At 69.7% G+C, this 21,726-nt stretch carries 19 protein-coding genes; 11 read left to right on the top strand and 8 right to left on the bottom strand.

The features are described 5' to 3' along the window. The first annotated feature begins 5 nt into the window (after positions 1-5). Entirely contained in the window at positions 6-902 is an 897-nt protein-coding gene (locus tag ACQBAU_RS15330; RefSeq protein ID WP_465256113.1) for a hypothetical protein, read from the top strand. Positions 903-1,109: 207 nt separating this feature from the next. On the opposite strand, the gene ACQBAU_RS15325 is transcribed toward ACQBAU_RS15330, so the two are convergent. Continuing rightward, positions 1,110-1,769, bottom strand: coding sequence for a YoaK family protein (locus tag ACQBAU_RS15325; RefSeq protein ID WP_434548187.1), 660 nt, complete (start codon positions 1,767-1,769; stop codon positions 1,110-1,112). 109 nt (positions 1,770-1,878) lie between these two features. Continuing rightward, positions 1,879-2,430, bottom strand: a complete 552-nt coding sequence (locus ACQBAU_RS15320) for an AAA family ATPase (RefSeq protein ID WP_465256112.1) — start codon at positions 2,428-2,430, stop codon at positions 1,879-1,881. Between the two features lie 144 nt (positions 2,431-2,574). Between ACQBAU_RS15320 and ACQBAU_RS15315 the strand changes: the two genes are divergently transcribed. From ACQBAU_RS15315 to ACQBAU_RS15300, 4 genes are all read left to right on the top strand, one after another. After that, positions 2,575-2,964 carry a TOBE domain-containing protein gene (locus tag ACQBAU_RS15315; RefSeq protein WP_434548189.1) on the top strand — a complete coding sequence of 130 codons (390 nt, stop codon included), beginning with the start codon at positions 2,575-2,577 and terminating at the stop codon, positions 2,962-2,964. Further along, positions 2,964-3,743: a molybdate ABC transporter substrate-binding protein gene (gene modA / locus ACQBAU_RS15310; RefSeq protein WP_465256111.1), complete on the top strand. Its 780-nt coding sequence runs from the start codon at positions 2,964-2,966 to the stop codon at positions 3,741-3,743. The genes ACQBAU_RS15315 and modA overlap by 1 nt, the downstream gene beginning before the upstream one ends. A gap of 2 nt (positions 3,744-3,745) precedes the next feature. Continuing rightward, positions 3,746-4,549, top strand: a complete 804-nt coding sequence (locus ACQBAU_RS15305) for an ABC transporter permease (RefSeq protein ID WP_434548191.1) — start codon at positions 3,746-3,748, stop codon at positions 4,547-4,549. A gap of 184 nt (positions 4,550-4,733) precedes the next feature. Beyond that, positions 4,734-4,940 (top strand): hypothetical protein, encoded by a 207-nt coding sequence (locus tag ACQBAU_RS15300; protein WP_465256110.1) that lies wholly within the window; start codon positions 4,734-4,736, stop codon positions 4,938-4,940. A 253-nt stretch (positions 4,941-5,193) separates the two neighbouring features. Here ACQBAU_RS15300 and ACQBAU_RS15295 read toward each other — a convergent pair whose 3' ends face one another. Next, a complete protein-coding gene (locus ACQBAU_RS15295) occupies positions 5,194-5,646 on the bottom strand; it encodes a DUF2871 domain-containing protein (protein ID WP_434548192.1) in 453 nt (150 codons plus the stop codon). Positions 5,647-5,983: 337 nt separating this feature from the next. Here ACQBAU_RS15295 and rpsL point away from each other — a divergent pair, with 337 nt between their 5' ends. From rpsL to ACQBAU_RS15270, 5 genes are all read left to right on the top strand, one after another. After that, positions 5,984-6,355, top strand: a complete 372-nt coding sequence (rpsL, locus tag ACQBAU_RS15290) for a 30S ribosomal protein S12 (RefSeq protein WP_434548193.1) — start codon at positions 5,984-5,986, stop codon at positions 6,353-6,355. Continuing rightward, positions 6,355-6,825: a 30S ribosomal protein S7 gene (rpsG, locus tag ACQBAU_RS15285; protein ID WP_434548194.1), complete on the top strand. Its 471-nt coding sequence runs from the start codon at positions 6,355-6,357 to the stop codon at positions 6,823-6,825. Before rpsL ends, rpsG begins: the two co-directional genes overlap by 1 nt. Positions 6,826-6,959: 134 nt before the next feature. Beyond that, the gene (gene fusA, locus ACQBAU_RS15280) at positions 6,960-9,002 is read left to right on the top strand and encodes an elongation factor G (RefSeq protein ID WP_465259518.1); all 2,043 of its coding nucleotides are present in this window, start codon (positions 6,960-6,962) and stop codon (positions 9,000-9,002) included. A 151-nt stretch (positions 9,003-9,153) separates the two neighbouring features. Beyond that, positions 9,154-10,350 (top strand): elongation factor Tu, encoded by a 1,197-nt coding sequence (gene tuf, locus ACQBAU_RS15275; RefSeq protein WP_434548196.1) that lies wholly within the window; start codon positions 9,154-9,156, stop codon positions 10,348-10,350. 155 nt (positions 10,351-10,505) lie between these two features. Continuing rightward, on the top strand, positions 10,506-12,035 hold the full coding sequence (locus ACQBAU_RS15270; protein ID WP_465256108.1) for a CorA family divalent cation transporter: 1,530 nt from the start codon (positions 10,506-10,508) through the stop codon (positions 12,033-12,035). A 12-nt stretch (positions 12,036-12,047) separates the two neighbouring features. Here the strand turns inward: ACQBAU_RS15270 and ACQBAU_RS15265 are convergent, their stop codons facing one another. The 5 genes from ACQBAU_RS15265 to ACQBAU_RS15245 form a co-directional block, all read right to left on the bottom strand. Next, the gene (locus tag ACQBAU_RS15265; RefSeq protein WP_434548198.1) at positions 12,048-12,599 is read right to left on the bottom strand and encodes a P-loop NTPase family protein; all 552 of its coding nucleotides are present in this window, start codon (positions 12,597-12,599) and stop codon (positions 12,048-12,050) included. A 139-nt stretch (positions 12,600-12,738) separates the two neighbouring features. Continuing rightward, a complete protein-coding gene (gene treY / locus ACQBAU_RS15260) occupies positions 12,739-15,039 on the bottom strand; it encodes a malto-oligosyltrehalose synthase (RefSeq protein ID WP_465256107.1) in 2,301 nt (766 codons plus the stop codon). A 9-nt stretch (positions 15,040-15,048) separates the two neighbouring features. Beyond that, positions 15,049-16,485 (bottom strand): polyprenol phosphomannose-dependent alpha 1,6 mannosyltransferase MptB, encoded by a 1,437-nt coding sequence (gene mptB, locus ACQBAU_RS15255; RefSeq protein ID WP_465256106.1) that lies wholly within the window; start codon positions 16,483-16,485, stop codon positions 15,049-15,051. A gap of 34 nt (positions 16,486-16,519) precedes the next feature. Further along, positions 16,520-18,988, bottom strand: coding sequence for a VIT domain-containing protein (locus ACQBAU_RS15250; RefSeq protein ID WP_465256105.1), 2,469 nt, complete (start codon positions 18,986-18,988; stop codon positions 16,520-16,522). Beyond that, a complete protein-coding gene (locus tag ACQBAU_RS15245) occupies positions 18,978-19,634 on the bottom strand; it encodes a hypothetical protein (RefSeq protein ID WP_465256104.1) in 657 nt (218 codons plus the stop codon). Before ACQBAU_RS15245 ends, ACQBAU_RS15250 begins: the two co-directional genes overlap by 11 nt. Before the next feature lie 163 nt (positions 19,635-19,797). Between ACQBAU_RS15245 and ACQBAU_RS15240 the strand changes: the two genes are divergently transcribed. After that, entirely contained in the window at positions 19,798-21,276 is a 1,479-nt protein-coding gene (locus tag ACQBAU_RS15240; RefSeq protein WP_465256103.1) for a mechanosensitive ion channel, read from the top strand. Positions 21,277-21,726: the final 450 nt, after the last annotated feature.

Genomic DNA, 21,726 nt, shown 5'->3' with positions numbered 1-21,726 from the left:
GAGGCATGGAACTTCCGGGACACATACGACTACGGCGCCAGTTGGTGGCGGAGGGATTCAGCGACGCCGAGGTCGCTGGCCTGACCACAGGGGGCGCGCTTGAGCGAGTCCGGCGTGGGGCGTACGCCCCGCCACTGCAGCGAACGCCGGAGGAAGCCCACCTGGACCTCATCACAGCCAGCCTCGCCCTGCAGGAGACCGATGCCGTGGTGTCCCACGTGTCGGCGGCGGTGGTCCATGGACTGCCCGTCGACCGGCGGCTGTTGGGAGTCGTCCATCTCAGCCGACCCGGCGTTCCCCGCAGTGATCACCGCGGCCCGGTGTGGCGACACTGGACGCCGGATCTGCGCCGCACCGAGGTCGCCGGTACGCCCGTGACGCCACTCGCCGACACGGTCCTGGCGGTGGCCCGTACGGTGCCGTTCGCCGACGCGGTGGCCGTCGTCGACGCCGGATTGCGACGCGGGGTGGCGCGCGAAGAGCTGATGGGTGCCCTGGTCGACGGAGTGCGCCACCGAGGCAACGCGACGGCTCGGCGTGCGGTCAGGTTCGGCGATGGGCGCAGTGAGAGTGCGGGGGAATCACACAGCCGTGTCGTGATGTCGGAGCTGCTGTTGCCGGCACCGGATCTCCAGCGCACGTTCCACTACCGCGGGGAGGCGATCCGGGCTGACTTCGTGTGGGATGAGGCTCGGGTCATCGGGGAGTTCGACGGCCACGTGAAGTATGGGCGGCTGCTGCGTCCGGGCCAGTCGGTCGCCGACGTGATCGCAGACGAGCGTGCCCGCGAGGAGAAGCTGCGCCGGCTCAAGTGGTGGCTCGTGCGTTGGACCTGGCGCGATGTGATGGAGCGCGACTCCCTCGGCTGGCTGATCCGCCAGGCACTCACGTACCACGACTGACCGCGGGGGTGCGTCGAAGCTCGCGGGCCACGACGCACCAGTTCCTGCACGACGCACAAGCTGCCCGCCCGTGAAGCTTGTGTGTCCTGTCGGAAGTGGGGCGAGACCAAGGAAGTGGGGCGAGGCAAAGGAAGTGGGGCGAGACCAAGGAAGTGGGGCGAGACGAAGGAAGTGGGGCGAGGTGGAGCAGCGAGCGGGAGCGTACGCTCAACGGTTCCGCAGGTCATCGACCACCGGGATCGCCGCGAAACCGAGCAGCACCATCGCCATGGGGACCAGAGTCACGAATCCGATCACCTGGTAGCCGATGGCCCCAGCCACGCCGCCCAGGATGAAGGCGCTGACCAGCAGAACCAGCAGGCCCAGCTTGTCGAGGTCGGCGCGTACCGGGTTCGGGTCGGTCCGGGGTCGGCTCCGGTAGACGAGTTTGCCCAGCTCGATGCCGATGTCGGTGACCATCCCGGTCACGTGGGTGGTACGGATCTGGGCAGCCGAGATCTTGGTGATGATCGCGTTCTGCAAACCCATCGTGAAGCAGAGCACGATGATCAGCGGCCACAGCCGGCGGGCCAGATCGAGTTCGTTGGCCAGCAATCCGATCAGCAGGATCAGCACCGCCTCGAGCACCAGCACCACCGCATAACGGCTCTGCCAGCCTCGGCGGCGGGCGGCATTGAACACCAGGGCGCAGCACGCGGCCCCGGCGATGAACGAGCCGAGGCCCACCGCCGCCGTCGCGACGAGCCGGAGGTCGCCGAGCACCAGCTGGTCGGCCAGCATCGCCGCCAGGCCGGTCATGTGCGAGGTGTACATGGTGACCGCGAAGAACCCGACGGAGTTGAGTACGCCGGCGGTGAGTGCCAGCAAGGTCGCCAGATCGCGGTTGCTGGCCCACGTCCGTTCGGGGCCGGCCAGGGAGCGGATGTGGGCCCACAGTGCCGTACGTGCCGTGGGGACCCGGTGATCGGTTCGCAGCTCAGACCCGCGCCTTCTCCAGATTCGCCAGGATGTCGGCGACCGTCTCCTCCGGGGTCTGGGTCGACGAGTCGAGCCAGTAACCGATGTGCGCGGTTTCGCGGCGCAGTACCTCGTCGAGCACCTTGGGAGAGAAGTGGACGTAGCCCGCCTTGGTGCGCTGCTCCTCGCGCCACTCGAGGGCCGACACCGTGGGGGAGAGCACCACCAGGAATCGGTCCGGACTGTTGATCCGCTCGATGAACGACGGCAGGTTGGCCCCGATGATGACGTCCTGCACGATCGCGTCGAAGCCGTGCTCGGCGTACTGGTCGGCGGTGTGGGCCGCCAGGTCGTACCGCAGTTCGAGCTGGGCGGACGCCTGCGGCGACGGGGCCGGGGTCATGTCGGCGCGACCGTTGATCACCATCCGGCGAAACGCGTCACCTCGGACGTGGACCGACTTCGGCAGCCGGTCGGCCAGCAGTTCGGCAACCGTGGACTTACCGGCGGCCATGGCGCCGGTGATCACGATGACGCGTCCGCGCACGTCAGCACCGGTGGTCTCGTCCACACACACCATGGTGGTGGTTCCGGGTGAACATCCGGTGACGACACCGCCAAGAGTGGAAACTTTGTCATGGATTCGTCACCCTTCCTCACCTGCTGGGCTGGAACGCCTCAACACCTCCGCGGATGCGGAGGATAGGCTGTGGAAATGCCGCAGTTCAAGGTCAGTGAAGCAGCGACCCTGCTCGGGGTGAGCGACGACACGGTCCGCCGTTGGCTCGACGCCGGCCGGCTGAGCCCGGTCGACAGTCACGGCGCGGTCCGGATCGACGGTGCCGAACTGGCCGCACTGGCCCAGGAGGTCGCCAAGGCGCCGATGGCCGCGTCGGGAGCCGCCAGCGCCCGCAACCGGTTCACCGGGCTGGTCACCGCAGTCACCGCCGACACCGTGATGGCCCAGGTCGAGCTCCAGTGTGGCCCGTTCCGGGTGGTCTCGCTGATCTCGGCGGAGGCGGTCCGCGAGCTCGGGCTGGAGCCGGGCAGTGTGGCGGTCGCCAGCATCAAGGCGACCAACGTCGTCCTGGAGGTCCCGCAGTGATGAACGGGGCAACGATCAAGGGAACGACGCTCACGCAGGTGGCGCTCAAGCAGGTGGCGCTGGCCCTCAGCCTGCTGCTGATCATCGCCGTCGGCGCCTGCCAGCCGGCCCGCGTGGTCACCGTGCTGGCCGCGGCGTCGCTCACCGAGTCGTTCGACGAGATCATCGAGGCCTACCGCGCCGAACACCCCGGAGTCGAGGTGCGGGTGTCGTACGGCTCATCGGCGACCTTGGCCGCCCAGGTCGCCTCGGGGGCGCCGGCCGACGTCTTCGCCTCGGCGAACGAGTCGACGATGGCCTCGCTGGCCAAGGCCGGCCTGGACGTCACGCCGGAAGTGCTCACCACCAACACCCTCCAGATCGCTGTCCCACCGGGGAATCCGGGCAACGTCACCGAGCTCGCCGACTTCGGCGACGAGGACCGCACGATCGCGCTGTGTGCGGTCGAGGTGCCGTGCGGCAAGGCGGCGGCCACCCTGTTCGAGCGGCTCGGCATCACCCCGAAGCCGGACACCTACGAGGTCGACGTGAAGGCGACCCTGCGCAAGGTCGAGCTCGGTGAGGTCGACGCCGCCCTGGTCTACCGGACCGACGTGACCAGTGCCCGGGGTCGCGTCGAGGGGTTGCCGACTCCCGGCGCGGAGCAGGCCGTCAACACCTACCTGATCGCCAAGCTGCCGGACACCGCCGACGCGGGCGAGGCCGAGCGGTTCGTCGCGTACGTGCTGTCGCCGGAAGGCCAAGCGGTGCTCAGGTCGTACGGCTTCGGCGGCAGCTGATCATGGTCCCCGCAAGCGACGCCGGGCTGCGCCGGTTCCCGGGGTGGCTCGTCCTGCTCGCGGGTGTGGGGGTGGCCGCCCTCGTCCTCCCGCTGGCCGGTCTGCTGATCCGGACCCCGTGGCCGGACCTGCCTGGCCTGTTGACCGATCCCGCCACCGGTCAGGCGGTGCTGCTGTCGATGGCGACCGCAACCGTGGCGACCGTGGTGATGTTGCTGCTCGGTGTCCCGTTCGCGATCCTGCTGTCGCGTCCCGGGCTGCGCGGAGCCGCGCTGCTGCGGGCGCTGGTGACGGTGCCACTGGTGCTGCCGCCGGTCGTCGGCGGCGTCGCCCTGTTCGCCGCGATGGGTCGCTCAGGTGTGATCGGCAGGCCGCTCTACGATTGGACCGGCTGGTCGATGCCGTTCACCCCGTACGCCGTCGTGGCCGCCCAGGTGTTCGTGGCGATGCCGTTCGTGGTGCTCACGGTCGAAGGGGCGCTACGGCAGGTCGACACCAGGGTGGTCGACGCCGCCCGGACCCTCGGCGCCGGGCCGTGGCGGGCGGTGTGGCAGATCCTGCTGCCGATGATCCGCCCCTCCCTGGTGTCGGGTGCAGTCCTGGGCTGGGCCCGGGCGCTGGGAGAGTTCGGTGCGACGATCACGTTCGCCGGCAACTTTCCCGGCACCACCCGAACCCTGCCCCTGGCCGTCTACGCCGAACTGCAGGGTCAACCCGACCGCGCCATCGGGTTGGCGGTGATCATGTTCGCGCTGACGGTGATGGTGCTGGTGGCGGTCTCCCGCCGCTGGGCCCGCCCGTGGTGAGGTGTCGGCCGTACGGCTTCGGCGCGCGGACAACTGACCGCGGACCCACCAGAACAGGTCGGTGACCAGCACGACGCAGAGCACCGCCACGGTCCAGGTGAAGCCCGACCCGACCACGACGTAACTGGCCGGGGTGCGGTCCGGCGGCAGGGTCCGTCCGGCCAACTGCTCGGTGACCAGGGTGATGACGCGGTCCCGTGCCACCAGCAGGCCGCTGGTGAGCACGGTGCCGGTCAGCGCGGCCAGGCAGACCGACACGTACCGCCGCCACTGTGGGGTTGTGATCACCAGTGCGCACACCACCGTTGCGGCCTGCAACACCAGCGCGATCAGCACCAACGGTTGCACCGGGAGGACGTCCGGGGCAGCCTCCGCCGCCGGCAGCACGTGATCCGCGCTGCGCTCGGGTGCCGACCCCAGGGCGAGGTCGTACCCGGTCCAACTGGTGGTGCCGCCCGGGCTCACGTGGCCGAAGCCGCCCGGTGTGTCGCAGGCGACGGTGAGGAAGGGCAGCGCGAAGAACACCAACCCGAGCGTCAGCACGCTCGGCCGGAGCCACCGGCACAGCACCCGGAACCACCCCCACCGGCGCGATGCCGCCGGGCGAGGGTGCTCCGACCTCCGTGCTGCCATGGCCCACGAAGCTAGCCCATCACCGGGGTCGCGGCGGCGGTCGGCGCCACATCCTTGTCGAGCACGACCCGCCGGCCGAGGGCGACGAAGAACAGCACGAAGCCGGTCGTGAGCAGCATGTGGCCGAGGCCCGAGATGCCGGCGGTCATCGGGGTGGACGCCACGCCGTCGATCTGCTGCACCCCGTGGAAGGCCATCATGGTCGAGGTGATCACCAGGCCGAGGTTCCAGGTGATCAGGCCGGCCACCATCGTGCGGCGGTACCGACTGAGCCGGAACACCTGCTCCAGCACGAGGAGCACGAACCCGATGATGGTGCCGAGGGTCAACAGGTGGGTGTGAACGACGGCGAGTTGGGTGCTCCCGGTGAACTCGGCCGCCTTGGTGATCTCGCGGTACGCCAACCCGCCGGCCAGGCCGAGGGCGGTCCATAGGGCGGTCAGGGCAAAGACTGTCTTCTTCATGGCACCATCGTCGATCGACCGCACCCCGCGGACCATCCATCGTACGATTGATTCTGCGGCCTCGCGGCGGGGTGATCCCGGGCCTCGCGGCGGGGTGATCCCGGGGTGATCCTGCGGGCCTCCTTTTGACCGACGGGCGTGCACCGATTACCCTAGACGGGTGCGTTCGGGCTTGCCCGAGCCCAAGCGTGTGCCCGTGTGTCACTCAGGGCGCCGCTGGGTCCACCTGCGGACCGTCTGCTCCAAGCACCATCTTCGGTACGAAACCTCGGTTGGTGGGGAGCGGCACGCCGACGGACGCCAACCAGCAGTCAACGACAGAGAAGAGATCGACGCGGTGCCCACAATTCAGCAGCTGGTCCGTAAGGGTCGCCAGGACAAGGTGAGCAAGAACAACACGCCTGCGCTCAAGGGTTCGCCCCAGCGCAGAGGTGTGTGCACCCGCGTCTACACCACCACGCCCAAGAAGCCGAACTCGGCACTGCGGAAGGTGGCTCGCGTCCGACTGTCCAGCGCGATCGAGGTGACCGCGTACATCCCCGGGGTCGGCCACAACCTGCAGGAGCACTCGATGGTGCTCGTCCGCGGTGGCCGGGTGAAGGACCTTCCCGGCGTCCGATACAAGATCATCCGCGGCTCCCTCGACACCCAGGGCGTCAAGAACCGCAAGCAGGCTCGCAGCCGCTACGGCGCGAAGAAGGAGAAGTAATGCCCCGCAAGGGTCCCGCCCCGAAGCGTCCCGTCCTTGTCGATCCCGTGTACGGGTCGCCGCTGGTCTCCCAGCTGGTGAGCAAGGTGCTGCAGGACGGCAAGAAGACCGTCGCGCAGAACATCGTCTACTCCGCACTCGAGGGCACCCGCGCCAAGACCGGTGTCGACCCCGTGCAGACCCTGAAGCGTGCGCTGGACAACATCCGCCCGTCGCTCGAGGTGAAGAGCCGCCGCGTCGGTGGCGCCACCTACCAGGTGCCGGTCGAGGTCAAGCCCGGCCGCGCCACCACGCTGTCGATGCGTTGGCTGGTCTCCTTCGCCCGCGATCGTCGCGAGAAGACGATGGCCGAGCGCCTGATGAACGAGATCCTGGACGCCTCCAACGGTCTGGGCGCGGCGGTCAAGCGTCGTGAGGACACCCACAAGATGGCCGAGGCCAACCGCGCCTTCGCCCACTACCGCTGGTGATCTTCTCCCGGTGCGGTGGCCCCTGCCGCACCACCTGCTCCACCTCCTCCTCCACGCACCGAAATCGAGAGGTTTGAACTTTCGTGGCCGTCGAAATCAAGACTGACCTGGGCAAGGTCCGCAACATCGGCATCATGGCGCACATCGACGCCGGCAAGACCACCACCACCGAGCGGATCCTGTTCTACACCGGCATCAACTACAAGATCGGTGAGACGCACGACGGCGGTGCGACCATGGACTGGATGGAGCAGGAGCAGGAGCGTGGCATCACCATCACCTCCGCCGCCACCACCTGTCACTGGCACGACACCCAGATCAACATCATCGACACCCCCGGGCACGTCGACTTCACAATCGAGGTCGAGCGCAACCTGCGCGTGCTCGACGGCGCCGTCGCGGTGTTCGACGGCGTGGCTGGCGTGGAGCCGCAGTCGCAGACCGTGTGGCGGCAGGCCGACCGGTACGGCGTTCCTCGCATCTGCTTCGTCAACAAGCTCGACCGCACCGGCGCCAACTTCGAGTACGCCGTCGGCACCATCCGCAAGCGGCTCAACGCGACCGCTGCGGTGATGCAGCTGCCGATCGGCGCCGAGGGCGACTTCCTCGGTGTGATCGACCTGGTCAAGATGCGCGCGCTCACCTGGCGTGGCGAGACCAAGATCGGCGAGGACTACGAGGTCGAGGAGATCCCGGCCGACATGGCCGATGCAGCCCAGACAGCTCACGACGAGCTCGTCGAGGTGATCGCCGACCATGACGACGTGTTCGCCGAGAAGTACCTCGAGGGCGAGTTCACCGTCGACGACCTGCAAGCCGCCATCCGACGCGCCGTCCTGGCCAGCTCGCTGACGGCCGTGTTCTGCGGCTCGGCGTTCAAGAACAAGGGTGTGCAGCCGCTGCTCGACGCGGTCGTCAGCTACCTGCCGTCGCCGCTCGACGTCGAGGCCATCGACGGCTTCAAGCCGGGCGACGAGGAGACCGAGCTGCACCGCAAGCCGTCGGACTCCGAGCCGCTGTCGGCGCTGGCGTTCAAGATCGCCTCCGACCCGCACCTGGGCCGGCTGACCTACGTCCGCATCTACTCGGGTCGCCTCGAGACCGGCAGCCAGGTGCTCAACAGCACCAAGCAGCGCAAGGAGCGGATCGGCAAGATCTACCAGATGCACGCCAACAAGCGTGAGGAGATCGCCTCGGTCGGTGCCGGTCAGATCGTCGCCGTGATGGGTCTGAAGGACACCACCACCGGGGAGACGCTGGCCGACCCCTCGAACCCGATCGTGCTGGAGTCGATGGACTTCCCGGCGCCGGTCATCGAGCAGGCCATCGAGCCGAAGACCAAGAGCGACCAGGAGAAGCTGTCGGCCGCCATCCAGCGGCTCGCGGAGGAGGACCCCACCTTCCGCGTGCACACCGACACCGAGACCGGGCAGACGATCATCGCCGGCATGGGCGAGCTGCACCTCGACATCCTGATCGACCGGATGCGTCGTGAGTTCAAGGTCGAGGCCAACATCGGCAAGCCGCAGGTCGCCTACCGCGAGACCCTGCGTCGCCCGGTGGAGAAGATCGAGTACACCCACAAGAAGCAGTCGGGTGGTTCGGGTCAGTACGCTCGCGTGATCATCTCGCTGGAGCCGCAGGAGCCGGGGTCGGGCTACGAGTTCGTCAACGCGATCACCGGTGGCCGCATCCCGCGCGAGTACATCCCGCCGGTCGACGAGGGGATCCAGGAGGCCATGCAGTTCGGTGTCCTGGCCGGCTACCCGGTCGAGGACATCAAGGTCACCCTGACCGACGGTGCCTACCATGACGTCGACTCCTCCGAGCTCGCGTTCAAGATCGCCGGCATCCAGGTCTTCAAGGAGGCCGCCCGTCGTGCCGATCCGGCGCTGCTCGAGCCGATGATGAAGGTCGAGGTCACCACCCCCGACGACTTCCTCGGCAACGTGATCGGCGACCTGAACTCCCGGCGTGGCCTGATGCAGGGCACCCGTGAGGAGCACGGCGACCAGGTCGTCGAGGCTCTCGTGCCCCTGTCGGAGATGTTCGGCTACGTGGGTGACCTGCGGTCGAAGACCTCCGGTCAGGCCTCGTACTCGATGGAGTTCGACTCGTACGCCGAGATGCCGCAGTCGGTGGCCGACGAGGTGATCCAGAAGGCCCGCGGCGAGTGACTCACCGGGCGCGGTAGACTCCCGGTTTGACCGGGTGCCTCCCGTGCACGAAAATTGGCCGAGTCTGCTTCCGGGCAGCACGGCCGCAACACACAACCCATAGACCCGCTTCGCAGAACAGGCGAGGCGAAACACCGAAGAAGGAGCCCCAGTGGCAAAGGCCAAGTTCGAGCGGACCAAGCCGCACGCCAACATCGGCACCATTGGACACATCGACCACGGCAAGACCACTCTCACCGCGGCGATTTCCAAGGTGCTCCACGACAAGGATCCCGAAGCCAACCCGAGCACGGAGGCCTTCGACCAGATCGACAAGGCGCCCGAGGAGCGGCAGCGCGGCATCACGATCTCGATCGCCCACATCGAGTACCAGACCGACGCCCGCCACTACGCGCACGTCGACTGCCCCGGCCACGCCGACTACGTCAAGAACATGATCACCGGCGCGGCCCAGATGGACGGCGCGATCCTGGTCGTGGCGGCCACCGACGGTCCGATGCCGCAGACCCGTGAGCACGTGCTGCTGGCCCGTCAGGTCGGCGTGCCGGCCATGGTCGTGGCCCTCAACAAGTGCGACATGGTTGACGACGAGGAGATCCTGGAGCTCGTCGAGCTCGAGGTCCGTGAGCTGCTGTCGAGCCAGGAGTTCGACGGCGACAACGTTCCGGTCGTCCCGGTTGCCGCCTTCCCGGCACTGCAGGGTGACGCCAAGTGGGGCGAGTCGATCCTCAAGCTGATGGACGCGGTCGACGAGTACATTCCGCAGCCGGAGCGCGAGATCGACAAGCCGTTCCTGATGCCCGTCGAGGACGTCTTCACGATCACCGGTCGTGGCACCGTCGTCACCGGGCGTATCGAGCGCGGCATCGTCAAGACCGGCGAGACCGTCGACATCGTGGGCATCCGCGAGGAGAAGCAGACGACCACCATCACCGGTGTCGAGATGTTCCGCAAGATCCTCGACGAGGGCCAGGCGGGCGAGAACGTCGGTCTGCTGCTCCGTGGCACCAAGCGCGAGGACGTCGAGCGCGGCATGGTCGTCATCAAGCCGGGCACCACCACCCCGCACACCGAGTTCGAGGCGCGCGTCTACATCCTCTCCAAGGAGGAGGGTGGCCGTCACACCCCGTTCTTCAACAACTACCGTCCGCAGTTCTACTTCCGCACCACCGACGTGACCGGTGTGGTCGAGCTGCCGGAGGGCACCGAGATGGTCATGCCGGGTGACAACACCGACATGTCGGTCAAGCTGATCCAGCCGATCGCCATGGAGGAGGAGCTGAAGTTCGCCATCCGTGAGGGTGGTCGTACCGTCGGCGCCGGCCGTGTCACCAAGATCATCAAGTGATCTGACGTAGCACACGCTTCACCCGAGGGCCCCCGTACCGCATCAGGTACGGGGGCCTTCGGCGTTCTCGTTCCCGGGGTGTCCCGATGGCCGTGGCCACCCGAAGGTACGAAGATGGTGGACTGTCGGACAGAGTCCAGCCGAAGGAGACAGTGGTGGCCGAAACGGTCGAGGAACGTGCGCGAGCGCTCGCCGGTGAACTGGCCGTTGCCGTACGGCAGGCCGGCGGTCGGGGGCGGCCGACGATCTGGCGAAAGATGTCGACCCTGATGGCGGCGGTCGGGATGCAGCGCCTCACCGCCGGGCTGCGACAAGCGCTCGAACAGGCCCTGCTGGGGGAGGGGCTGACGGCTCAGCCCAGTATGCGCGAGGTCACCCGGAGCCAGACCGTACGGTTCTCCAGCTCCGGTGGGGGCCGGCCGACCGCCGTCGGCACCCTGCCGCCCGGACTGCTGCGCACCACCACCTGGACCCGCGGCGTCCCCGGGGCGACCACCGAACTCGACGTCCGCAGCCTGGCGTCCGAGCAGTACCTGGTGCTGCAGCTCGACCCGAGTGCCGACCGCGCCACGATCCAACAGTTGCTGCGTGGGGTGCTGGACGTCCAGTTGGACGACGACCTGACCGACGACCTGTTGAGCCCCGACCCGACCTTCCGCCTGGAGCGGTACGACGACCCGGCCGCGGTGCACCTGGCCCTGGCCGGTGCGGAGGCCCGGGAGGAGACCGAGGCCGGGGACGGCTCGGCCATCGCCGGGTGGACGCTGACCCAACCCGTGGAGGTGCTGGTCGCCGAGCGGTGGTGCCTGCTGGTGTGGCACCAACCGGACGCGCTGGGCCCCGACGGGCGGCAACGTGAGGACGCGTCGCCGGTGCTCAGCAAGCTGGTGTCCACCATCCGTCAGGAGCGACCGACCACCACCAGCGCCTTCGTCGGCCTGCTCTGCGACCGGTTGGTGGAGAGCTTCGAGGACGTCGTCGACCTCCACCGCTCGTGGTTGGACTCGTGGGAGGTCACCGGTGACACCGACGACCCGGTCAGCGGCGGCGATCCGGAATCACTGAACGCGATCCGGCGGCACATCCAGCACGCCCGTCGGCGGTTGCACGGTCACGAGCGGATCGTCGCCGCGGCGCGCCGGCACGGCTGGCTCGAGGGCCCCTGGGCTGAGCGTCTGGGCGAGACCGAGGAGTACGCGAAGGACCTGGTGGCCGAGTTCCGAGAACTCGACCGGCAGGTGCAGGCCGCCCAGGCGACACTGCACTCCCGCGAGCTGGCCCGGCAGGCCGCCGAACGGGCCCAGCAGACGTTGGAGATGCAGGCCCAGCGAGCCGAACGCGACCAGGAGATGGCGCGGCGCCGGGAGCTGGAGCAGCAGCGTGTCGAGGAGCGGCGAGCGGCTCGCGATGCGCGGGAGGCCGAACGGGAGGCGGCCCGGGTCGAACGGCTGGCCGCCGGCGAGGCCCGGGAGAAGGCGCAGAACGCACAACTGCGGTTGGAGTCCACCATCGGTCTGGTGACCGCACTGCTGTTGGGCCCCGGTCTGGTCGCCGGGCTGTTCGGCGCCAACGTCTGGTTCCCCGGCCGTGACGAACCGCTGGGCCTGGTGATCATGGGCGTGGCGATCGTGGTGGTCGTCATCGTGGCGTCGGTGCTGTACCGGCGGGGCCGGCGGGACACCTGAGCGCTGCGGCGCTCAGTCCACCGGGCCGTACGAACGCAGCCAGTCGGCGAGCTGTCGGCGGGAGGTGAACCGCTTGACGTCCGGGCCGGGGGAGTCGGCCACCCAGCCCCGGATGCGGGCACGCTTCCGGGCGAACGACCGGAAGTGCCAGCGGACGATCGACTCGTCGGCCACCAAGGTGTGCCAGGTCTCGCGGTTGCCGTTGCAGGTGTCACGTCCGGTGGCCACGTTGGTGAGCGACCGGGTGACCAGTGCGGCCAATGACACCGGCCGCGGGTAGTCCAGCGCGACGACGAGGTCGGCCCGACCCACCGGCACGTCGAGCCACTGGCCGTACCCGTGGTCGATGATCCACCGCTCCCCGGCACAGATCTCGCTCACCCGGCGGCGCTGTTCGTCGGCCGCGACGGGTGTCCAGTCCGCATCCCAGGTGAGCTCGTCGATCGCCCACCACGGCAGCCCGGTACGCCCCGCCAACCGTGCCGCGGCCGTCGTCTTGCCCGAGCCGGTCACCCCGTAGACCATCACGCGCTGGTACGGGAACGGCTCCGGTCGGGTGGACATGCGGGTCTCCTGGCATCGGCTGGCGGAACGTACATCCTGCCACGATCGTGGCTGACCGAACCGCCCAGATTTCGTGCCGATCGTCGCCGGACGGGGACTGGGGGCCAGCATCGCCGCGTTTCGGTACGGACCCCTCGGCCTACGCCCGGACGAGCAGCGCCACCGGGAGGTGCGACAGCAGGTCGGACACCCGAGTCGGGCCGACGTACCGGGTGTCGGTGAGGACGTCCAGCCACGACCCGGTCAGCGGCAGCGTGGTGTCGGCCCAACCGTGCTCGCGACTGTGCAGGGTGAGCGGCAACCGGGTGGCGACGGTCACGGCACCGCCGCGGTCGAAGGCGAGGCAGTGGTCGGCCGCCGGACCGTCGGCCGCCAGCGGGGTGTAGCCGGTGAACAGCTCCGGCCGATCGCGTCGCAGCCGCAGGGCGTGTCGGGTCACCCACAGCTTCGCCGCACCGGTGCCGTCGACCGGCGGCACGGTGGCGGTGGTCCGGGCCAGTTCGGCGAGCCGGTCGAAGTCGATCGGCCGCCGGTTGTCCGGATCGACCAGCGAGTCCTGCCACACCTCGGTGCCCTGGTAGACGTCGGGCACCCCCGGCCCCGTCAGCTGCACCACCTTCTGGGTGAGCCCGTTCGACCAGCCGGCCTGCTCGACGATGGTGATCAACTTCGCCACGATGCCGCGCAGGCTCGGATCGTCGTACACCTTGTCGACCAGCTGGTGGACCGCCGACTCGTACTGCTGGTCGGGCTCGTCCCAGGCGGTGGCGGTGGCCGCTTCGCGCATCGCCTTCTCCGCGTACGCGTGCATCCGGTCCCGGTCGATGAACCCGACCCCGGCGAACGTCTGAGCCAGCAGGTAGGTGAAGGCCCGGTCGGTGAGCCCGTCGATCTCGCCGGCCTCGTCACCGAAGTTCTCCGCATAGTGGTGCCACGCCCGCGGGATCTCCGAACAGGCGGCCAACCGGGCCCGGACGTCCTCACCCCGCTTGGTGTCGTGGGTCGACAGCGCCGTCATCGAGTCGGGCAGGGCCTCGGCCCGGTCCCGCCACCGATCATGGAAGTCGGCCAGCGCGAGGCCGAAGGTCGCCGGGTCCCCGCCGACCTCGTTCAGCGCGACGAAGCGGGAGTGGCGGTACCACGCGGTGTCCTCCAGCCCCTTGGCCATCGCCGGTCCGGTCAGCTGCTGGAACCGGCGGGCGGCCTCGTCGAGATGATCATGGAGTCGACCCGAGACGGCGTCGATCACCGGGGCCAGCTCAGGATGACGCTCGACGGCCAGTGCCAGGGCCGCGTCGAGGTCTTCGACCCCGTCGGGCAGGTAGGAGCGGTAGACACCGAACGCGACGGCCACCGCCCGCAGTGCGTCGATCACCCGCTCGCTGCCGTACGCGGCGGTCGCCTCGGGCAGCAGGCCGGCGAGCCGGGTGAACTCGGTGCCGAACAGGGTGCGACAGACGAAGTCCTTCGCCGCGACGACGTGCTCGGCGACGCTCCGCGTGTCACCGGTGAGCTCGCCGTACGTGGTGGTGAACGCGTCCGCCGCCGTCGGATCGACCAACACCTGGGTCAGTTCGGTCATCGCGTCGTAGCCGGTGGTGCCGCCGACCGGCCAGTCCGCCGGCAACTGCTCACCGGGTTCGAGGATCTTCTCCACCACCAGCCAGCTGTCCGGGGCGTGACTGCGCAACCGGGCCAGGTAGCCGCCGGGGTCGACCAGGCCGTCGGGGTGGTCGATCCGCAGCCCGACGATCCGGTCCTCGGCCAGCCACCGCAGCACCCGGGCATGGGTGGCGTCGAAGACCTCCGGATCCTCGACCCGGAGCCCGGCCAGCCCGTTGACCGCGAAGAACCGGCGGTAGCTCAGCTCGGTGTTGGCGCGGCGCCAGTTGATCAAGCGGTAGTGCTGCCGTTCGCGGACGGTCGCGACGTCGTCGCCGTCGGTGCAGGTGTCGGCTGCCACCGGGAACCGGTGCTCGTGGTACTGCAGCTCCCAGCCACCGTCGACCGCGGCGAGTCGGACGGCATCCTCGTCGTCACCCAACACCGGCAGCGTCAACGGCCGGGACCAGTCGATGTCGTACCAACCGGCGTACGGCGACGACTCGCCCTCGGCGAGCACCGACCACCAGCTCGGGTTCTCGGCCGGGGCGGTGACGCCGAGGTGGTTGGGCACGATGTCGACCAGCACCCCCAGCCCGGCCTCCCGGGTCGCCGCGACGAACCGGGCCCAGCCGTCCTCACCACCGCGTTCGGGATCGATCCGGGTCGGGTCCACCACGTCGTAGCCGTGGTCGGACCCGGACGTCGCCTGCAGCAACGGGGACACGTACACCGTGTCGACCCCGAGGTCGTGCAGGTAGGGCACGAGGCGGGCCGCATCGTGCAGGGTCAGGCCCGCGCGGATCTGGAGCCGGTACGTACTGCGAGGCGTGTGCACCACCTCAGGCTAGACCGGCCGCCACCAGCGGGCGAGGGCGAGCCCGGCCAACACGCACATGGCGATCGTGATCGATTCGGTGACGATGATCGGGAACCAGTAGTGCGTGGCGACGAACAACCCGCCGGTCAACCCGAGCCCCAGACCAACGACCCATGACACCAGTCGACCGCCGGCGAGCAGGCCCACCACGATGCTCGCCGGGATCAGGTACCACGCGTACAGTGCCGGGCCGGCCAGGGCCACCACGACCAACGCCAACACCGCGTAGCGCCAGGGCTCCCGTGGCGCGACCCTCACCAGCAACAGGACCAGCACGACGAACCCGATCGCGGCCGTGACCAACGGCATCACCGACGCCCCCGGCAGCCCGGCCATGGTCAACAACTGGCCGGCCATGCTGGCCGGCGCGACCGTCGGATTGCGGCCCGGTACGCCGAAGGCACGGATCCAGTCGATGCCCAGGCCACAGGCGACGGCGATCAGTACGGTCGCGGCGACCGTCAGCACCGTCACCCCGACGAGGCGGCCCACTGCCGAGACGAGCTTCGCCGACGGGGGTCGGTCGTGCCAGCCCGACGGCAACGCCATGAACGCGATCGCGGGCACCAGCACGATCGGGGTCGGCTTCACCGAGATCGCCATCGCCAGGGCGACCGCGCCCAGCAGCAGTCCGAGGCGGCCGCCGCGGTGGGCCGACCACAGCGCCACCACGACGAACACGGCCACCATCGCGTCGTTGTGACCGGCGGACACGACGTGGATCCCGATCACGGGGTTGAGCAGTCCGAGCCAGACGGCCACGTCGGGGTCACGTCCCAGCGACCGCGCCAGCGACCGCAACCCGAACCAGCCGACCACCAGCGCCGTCGACGCCACGACCTTCAGTGCCAGCAGGGTCCCGTACTGGCCACCGCCACCGAACAGGAAGGCCAACTGTGACAGTCGCAACGCGACCGGTCCGTACAGCGTGGTCGCGTCGGCCCACATGCCGCGCTGGTGGAACACCGCGAACGGGCCGTCATTGCGGCCCAGGCCCACGTGGTACGGATTCTGGCCGATCGACAGCGCGTAGCCGTGGTCGCCGTACGCGTAGAGGTCGCCGCTGAAGGCCGGCGGCAGCAGGAGCAGCGGCAGGTTCCACAGCACGAGGGCGGCGACCAGCACCCGCGGGGTGAGCCTCACCCGCCGCAGGGCGAGCCAGGCCAGGGCGAGTCCGAGCAGCCCGCCACCCAGCAGCACCGGACCGAGCCGGGGCCGGAGCAGGCGCACCAGCTGCGTCACCCGGGTGGAGCTGCTGAAGTCCGCCGTCATCGGGATGTGGGCGATGGCGCCGATGCCCAGGGCGGTGGCCGCGACGGCACCGAACAGCAGCACGGCAACGGTCCGCCACGACCGCTCGTGGGGGCGTTCCGGGCGGGGCGGTGCCGCGGCGTTGGGACTCACACCCCCATGGTGCCGTGGCCCGCCCCGATCGGTCTCACCCCGTCAGCGTGTCGAAGACGTGTCGCGCGGTGGCCGCGTGGTTCCGGTCCGTGGCGACCCGGCGCAGTGCGTCGAGCAGCTCGTTCGGAGCTCCGACCGATCGGAGGTCGTCGACCAGTTCGGCCAGGTCGACGTCGAACAGCACGTCGGTCGGATCGGCGGCACGGTCCAGCAACGCAGCCACCCGTTCGGCGAACGGCGACAGGTCGACCGACCCGGCGGTGGTCTCTGCAGCATCGGCCGTACGGGATTCCGCCCCCGCGGCGGCGTCGGAGGCCGACCCCGAGATCGCATCGCGGAGCCGTCGCAGCGGCGACCGCGAGGTCCGGCGGGCCCGGTCCGCGCCTCCGGCCGGTGGAGGTGGTGCGGTGGCGGCGTCGGCGATCATCGGCATCGCGGGGGCCGGAGCCATCGGGGGGCCACCCCTCATCATCGGTGCGGCGGCCAGCACCGGGCCACCGAACTGCTGCCCGGCCGGCGCGGTCCAACCCGACGGATGGGCGACCGGTTGGGTGACCTGCTCGGCCACCCCGGTGACCCCGTCCGGACCGACCGCGACCCACCCGGTGAACCGGCTGAGCACGCCGTGGGCGAGCGACAACTCGGTGATCAACTCGGCCTGACCGCCGTGGGCGTCGTGCTCGTTCTCCAGGTCGGCGATGCGCTCCCGGGCCCAGGTCGTCCGTAGCGGGTCGAGCCCGGCCGTCACGTCGGTGACCGGTGCCCGCCACTCCTGCAACCGACCGGCCCGGTCCTCACCGGCCACCGCGAAGGCGACGGCGCCGGGTGTGGCGTCGGCGGTCCAGCGGCCGGTGATCACCGTCGGCCCGGCCGGGTGCAGGTCGACGTCGGCGGGGGTGGTGGCCGTCCGGTCGAGGTGGACCCCCTCGGCGGTCACGCTCAGGGCCTGCACCGACGGCGGGGCGATGCGGCGATGCAGTGATCGCAGCACCTCGTCCAGTTCGTCCTCACTGTTGACCAGATCGCACCGGCCGCCGCCGACGGCCGCCAGGTTCCGCAGGAAGGATGCGTTGACGGCCCGGTCCACGCCGAGGGTGTAGATCCGGACGCCACGCAGCCGGGTCCGCAGGGTGTGGATGATCGCCGCCTCGTTGCCGACCTGGCCGTCGGTGACCAACACCAGCACCCGCTCCCGGCCGGCCGTGGGGTGATCACCGGCCGTGGCCCGGGTCAGCAGGTCGGCGGCCCGCTCCAACGGAGCCGCGAGCTCGGTGCCGCCGCCGGCGTTCAGGCCACCCAGCCAGGTCACGGAGTCGTACCGGTTGCGGTCCGAGGCGACGGTGAGCAAGGGCTCGTCGCCGACCGCGTCACCGGGCGCGCCGCCGAGCCCGGCCTCGCGGCGCGGTGGACCGGCGATCGTGTGATCGAAGGCGAGCACGGCGAACCGGTCGGTGGCCGACAGGGAGTCGGTGATCCGGGCAGCAGCCCGGCGGGCGGCGACCATCTTCCAGCCACGCATGCTGCCGGAACGGTCGAGCAGCAGCACCACGTCGCGGGGCCGCGGCGGTGTCGGCCCTTCGGTCCCGGGGGTGACGACGACCTGCCAGGTGCCGGCCGTCGGGTCGTCGGTGTCGTGGCTGATCATGGCCACGGCGGCCGACTCCGGACGGTTGATCGAGAAGCTGATCACGAGGTCGTGGTCGAGGTCGACGTCCGGCCCGCAGCTGATCGACCAGCCGTCGCCGGTCGGGGTGGCCAGGGCGCCCGGGGTGGTGCGCAGTGGCGTGGTGAGCAGCCCGACCGGGTCCACCGTCACCGCCACCGAGAGTTCCACGTCCGTCCGCCGGCCGTACGGCAGCCGCGGCGGTGTGATGCGGGAGGCGTCGGGCACCTGGTCGGTGTCGGGTGCCACGCCACGGCCGACCGTGCCGGGGTCCATCTCGCGCCCGGCTTGTTGATCATGGCCGATCGGGCGGCCGGGGACGTACCGGTCACCGACCACCAGCGGGAACCGGAAGGTCGCCGTACCGTCGTCGACCGCGAGTCGGCCGGTCAGGGTGAGGGAGACCTCGGCGGACTCGCCGGGTGGCAGGTTGCCCAGCGTCGCGGTGAACACGTCGCCTCGCTCCTGCTCGACCAGCACGGCCCGTTCACCGCGGTCGATCGCCTCCCGGTACGTCTCCCGTGCAGCCGCCCGGTCGCGCAGTTCACCGGTCACGGTGGTACCCCCGAGGATGGCGGTGAGCGCGGTGACGGCGCACCGGTCGGGGAGCGGGAAGGTGTACGTCGCCTCGATGGGTGCGCTGCGGTCGTTGCGGAACCGTTGGGTGATCGTCACCGCCGATCCGAGGCCGCTGATCCGACCGGTGATCGAGGTGGCCTGCAACGGCAGTGGCCCGGTGGGGTCGTGCAGGCCGACATCGGGGATCGGCGGGACGCAGCCGGTCAACAGGTCGGTCGGCACGGGTTCCGGGGCGAACGTGCTCGTGGGCTCAGTGGTCATGTCGTTCCTCTGCTCGCCGGGTCGGTCGGTGGTCGGTGGTCGGGGTCGCGGGTGGCGTGGGTGATGCCGGGTGGGGGAGGGGGCCGGAGGTGAGGCCCATCGCAGCCAGGGTGCGCCGGAGCGGTTCGGCGGCGTCACGCAGCCGGGTGATCTCGGTGTCGGTCGGCCGAGGCCCGGGCAGGTGCAGCTCGACCCCGGGTGCCAGTTCCCACACGGTCCGCGGGTGCCAGCCCGGCTCGCGGTCGGGGCCCGGCGGGCGGGTCGGCGTGAGGTGGGGTTGTGCTTCCCAGAATGCGCCACCCGTACCGGATGAATTCGTATTGAAATCGTGCTTCACCGAGCCTGTCGACACGGCTGTGGCGCCATTCCCGGCCACGTCTCCCGCCCGTTCCCGTGCGATGTCGGCGAGGCGTTCGCCGCGGGCCTGGCGCTCCTTGGTGTCCACGACCTGAGACAGGTGTCGGTCGTCGTAGCGCACCTCGCGGCCTCGTTGGTGGGGCCGGTCGACGACGCCGACCGTGGCGTAGTAGCGCACGGTGCGGCGGTCCGGCGCTCCCCGGATTCCACGTGCCTGCAGGGCTGTTGCCACCACGGCGACGAACTCGTCGAGGGTCCAGCCCGCCGGAGGTGCCGCTTGCTGAGTCATGGCCACACTATAACACTGTCACTTACACTGTCAAGATGTCGAGCCGCGGCTGGTTGGTCCCGAACCATTGCCACCCGGCATCAGGACCTGCAATGATCCGAACAGATCACACTCATGCCGGGTGGGAATTCGCACATCGCTCGGCCGATGGAGGGAAGCGAAAATGCCCGACGTACTCGGACCTGTGCTGAACATCGGCGGCAGGATCCTGATTGCCCTGGTGATTCTGCTCGTCACCTGGCTGGTGGCCCGCGGGGTCAGAACCCTGTTCGAGAGACTGGTGGGGAAGGTCGGCTTCCTGCAGCGGGCCGGCAGTGACGGCAAGACGCTGGGGGAGACCTTCGGCAAGATCGCCGCCCTGCTGGTGTGGCTCTTCGGCCTGATCGCGGTGCTCCAGGTCTTTGCACTGCAAGAGGTGTTGGCGCCGCTGCAGGTCCTGTTGGGCCAGGTGATGAGCTACCTGCCCAACCTGGTGGCGGCCGTCTTCGTCTTCGTCATCGGTGTCGTCCTGGCCAAGGTGATCCGACAGCTGATCGAGACCGGCTTGCGAGCCGTTCCGTTCGAGAAGTGGTTCGGCCGGGAGGGCACGGTTCGTGCCGCCGGCAACGCCCCCCTGCCGGGCACCGGACCCACCCGGACGCCCCAGCAGGGCCAGCCGCAGCAGGGCCAGCCGCAGCAGGGCCAGCCTCAGCAGGGCCAGCCGCAGTCCGGTCCGGGGCAGTCCGCCGGTGGGTCGGCCACCCTCAGCGACCGGATCGCCAACGTGGTGGCCACGATCGTCTACGCGTTGATCATGATCGTGGTCGGCATCGCCGCCCTGCAGATCCTCGGCATCGCTGCGATCTCGGATCCGGCCAGCATGATGCTGGAGGCGATCTTCGTCGCCCTGCCGCGGATCCTGGCCGCACTGCTGCTGCTCGGCCTCGGCGTGCTGATCGCCAAGTTCGTCGGTGACGTGCTGAACCAGGTGCTCGAAGGGCTGGGCGCCGACAACGCCCTCACCGCGTCCAAGGTGCTGCCCGAGGGGACCAACGTGACGCAGATCGTCACCCGGATCGCCCAGGTGGCCATCGTGTTGTTCTTCGCGGTGATGGCGGCCCAGGTGCTGGCCTTCCCGCAGGTCACCCAGCTCCTGCAGGAGCTGCTGGTGCTCGGTGGACGGGTGCTGTTCGGCGGCGTGATCATCGCCGCCGGCTTCTTCCTCGCCAACCTGATCGTCCGGCTGATGAACGGCGGCATGGCCGCCACCATCGTCAAGTGGGTCACGATCGTGCTGTTCATCGCGATGGGCCTGCGCTCGATGGGCATCGCCGACTCGATCATCGAGCTGGGCTTCGGCGCCGTCGTCGTGGGTGGCGCCCTGGCCGCCGCACTGGCCTTCGGGCTCGGTGGTCGCGAGGTCGCCGGTCGGACGCTGGAGAAGCTGGAGAACAAGACCGAGGAGATCGTGCAGCAGGAAGCGGCCGAGGCCGAGTCGGCTGCCTCACCGGCCACCTCGTCGTCGGTGGCGTCGTCATCAGTCGCCTCCTCGCCGGCCGCCGGGAGCACGCCGACCGATCCGACCGGCCCGACCGGCCCGACCGGCCCGACCGGCCCGACCGATCAGGGTGGCCCGTACGGCGGCGGGACGCCGGCCGGCTGACCCGGGCGCGGTCCGTACGACAGTCAACGCCGGGGTGTGGGTCTCGACTCGCACCCCGGCGTTCTGCTGTCCGAGCCCCGGCCCCACGTCCGCCACGGCACACGTTCCTCGCCATGACACACGTTCCTCGCCATGACACACGCTTCCGACGCCTGCAGCTTGTGTCATGACGAGGAAGTGGTGTCATGGCGAGGAAGTGGTGTTCATGCCGGGGAAGTGGCGTCGCTGGGTGGACCTGATGGCGAGGCCCGGGCCTTGCCCACGCGAGTACTCTGGGACGGGTCGACGACAGCATTGATGTGGGCATCCCGGACCGAGCCTTGGCTCGATTTGGCATGTGCCCGGATCTTTGACAGAATCGTCGGGTTGCTCGGCGAGGTCGCCGGGGCGTGCGCATGCGATCCACTTCTTCGGAGGGTCGTGGCGAGCGCCGAACCGCGAGACCTCAGC

This window comes from Carbonicoccus niuqiaonis, assembly GCF_050157065.1.
Classification (GTDB): domain Bacteria; phylum Actinomycetota; class Actinomycetes; order Propionibacteriales; family Propionibacteriaceae; genus Avipropionibacterium.
Note: the sequence above shows the minus strand (reverse complement) of the source record. Positions and strands in the feature narration are given on the sequence as shown.

Bases quoted from the DNA above. Each gene is read 5' to 3' on its own strand.
- ACQBAU_RS15245 (WP_465256104.1), bottom strand. From the start codon at position 19,634: ATGACTCAGCAAGCGGCACCTCCGGCGGGCTGGACCCTCGACGAGTTC.
- fusA (WP_465259518.1), top strand. From the start codon at position 6,960: ATGGCGCACATCGACGCCGGCAAGACCACCACCACCGAGCGGATCCTG.
- ACQBAU_RS15265 (WP_434548198.1), bottom strand. From the start codon at position 12,599: ATGTCCACCCGACCGGAGCCGTTCCCGTACCAGCGCGTGATGGTCTAC.
- ACQBAU_RS15295 (WP_434548192.1), bottom strand. From the start codon at position 5,646: ATGAAGAAGACAGTCTTTGCCCTGACCGCCCTATGGACCGCCCTCGGC.
- ACQBAU_RS15240 (WP_465256103.1), top strand. From the start codon at position 19,798: ATGCCCGACGTACTCGGACCTGTGCTGAACATCGGCGGCAGGATCCTG.
- ACQBAU_RS15305 (WP_434548191.1), top strand. From the start codon at position 3,746: ATGGTCCCCGCAAGCGACGCCGGGCTGCGCCGGTTCCCGGGGTGGCTC.
- ACQBAU_RS15315 (WP_434548189.1), top strand. From the start codon at position 2,575: ATGCCGCAGTTCAAGGTCAGTGAAGCAGCGACCCTGCTCGGGGTGAGC.
- ACQBAU_RS15250 (WP_465256105.1), bottom strand. From the start codon at position 18,988: ATGACCACTGAGCCCACGAGCACGTTCGCCCCGGAACCCGTGCCGACC.
- ACQBAU_RS15300 (WP_465256110.1), top strand. From the start codon at position 4,734: ATGACGCGGTCCCGTGCCACCAGCAGGCCGCTGGTGAGCACGGTGCCG.
- modA (WP_465256111.1), top strand. From the start codon at position 2,964: ATGAACGGGGCAACGATCAAGGGAACGACGCTCACGCAGGTGGCGCTC.
- ACQBAU_RS15330 (WP_465256113.1), top strand. From the start codon at position 6: ATGGAACTTCCGGGACACATACGACTACGGCGCCAGTTGGTGGCGGAG.
- rpsG (WP_434548194.1), top strand. From the start codon at position 6,355: ATGCCCCGCAAGGGTCCCGCCCCGAAGCGTCCCGTCCTTGTCGATCCC.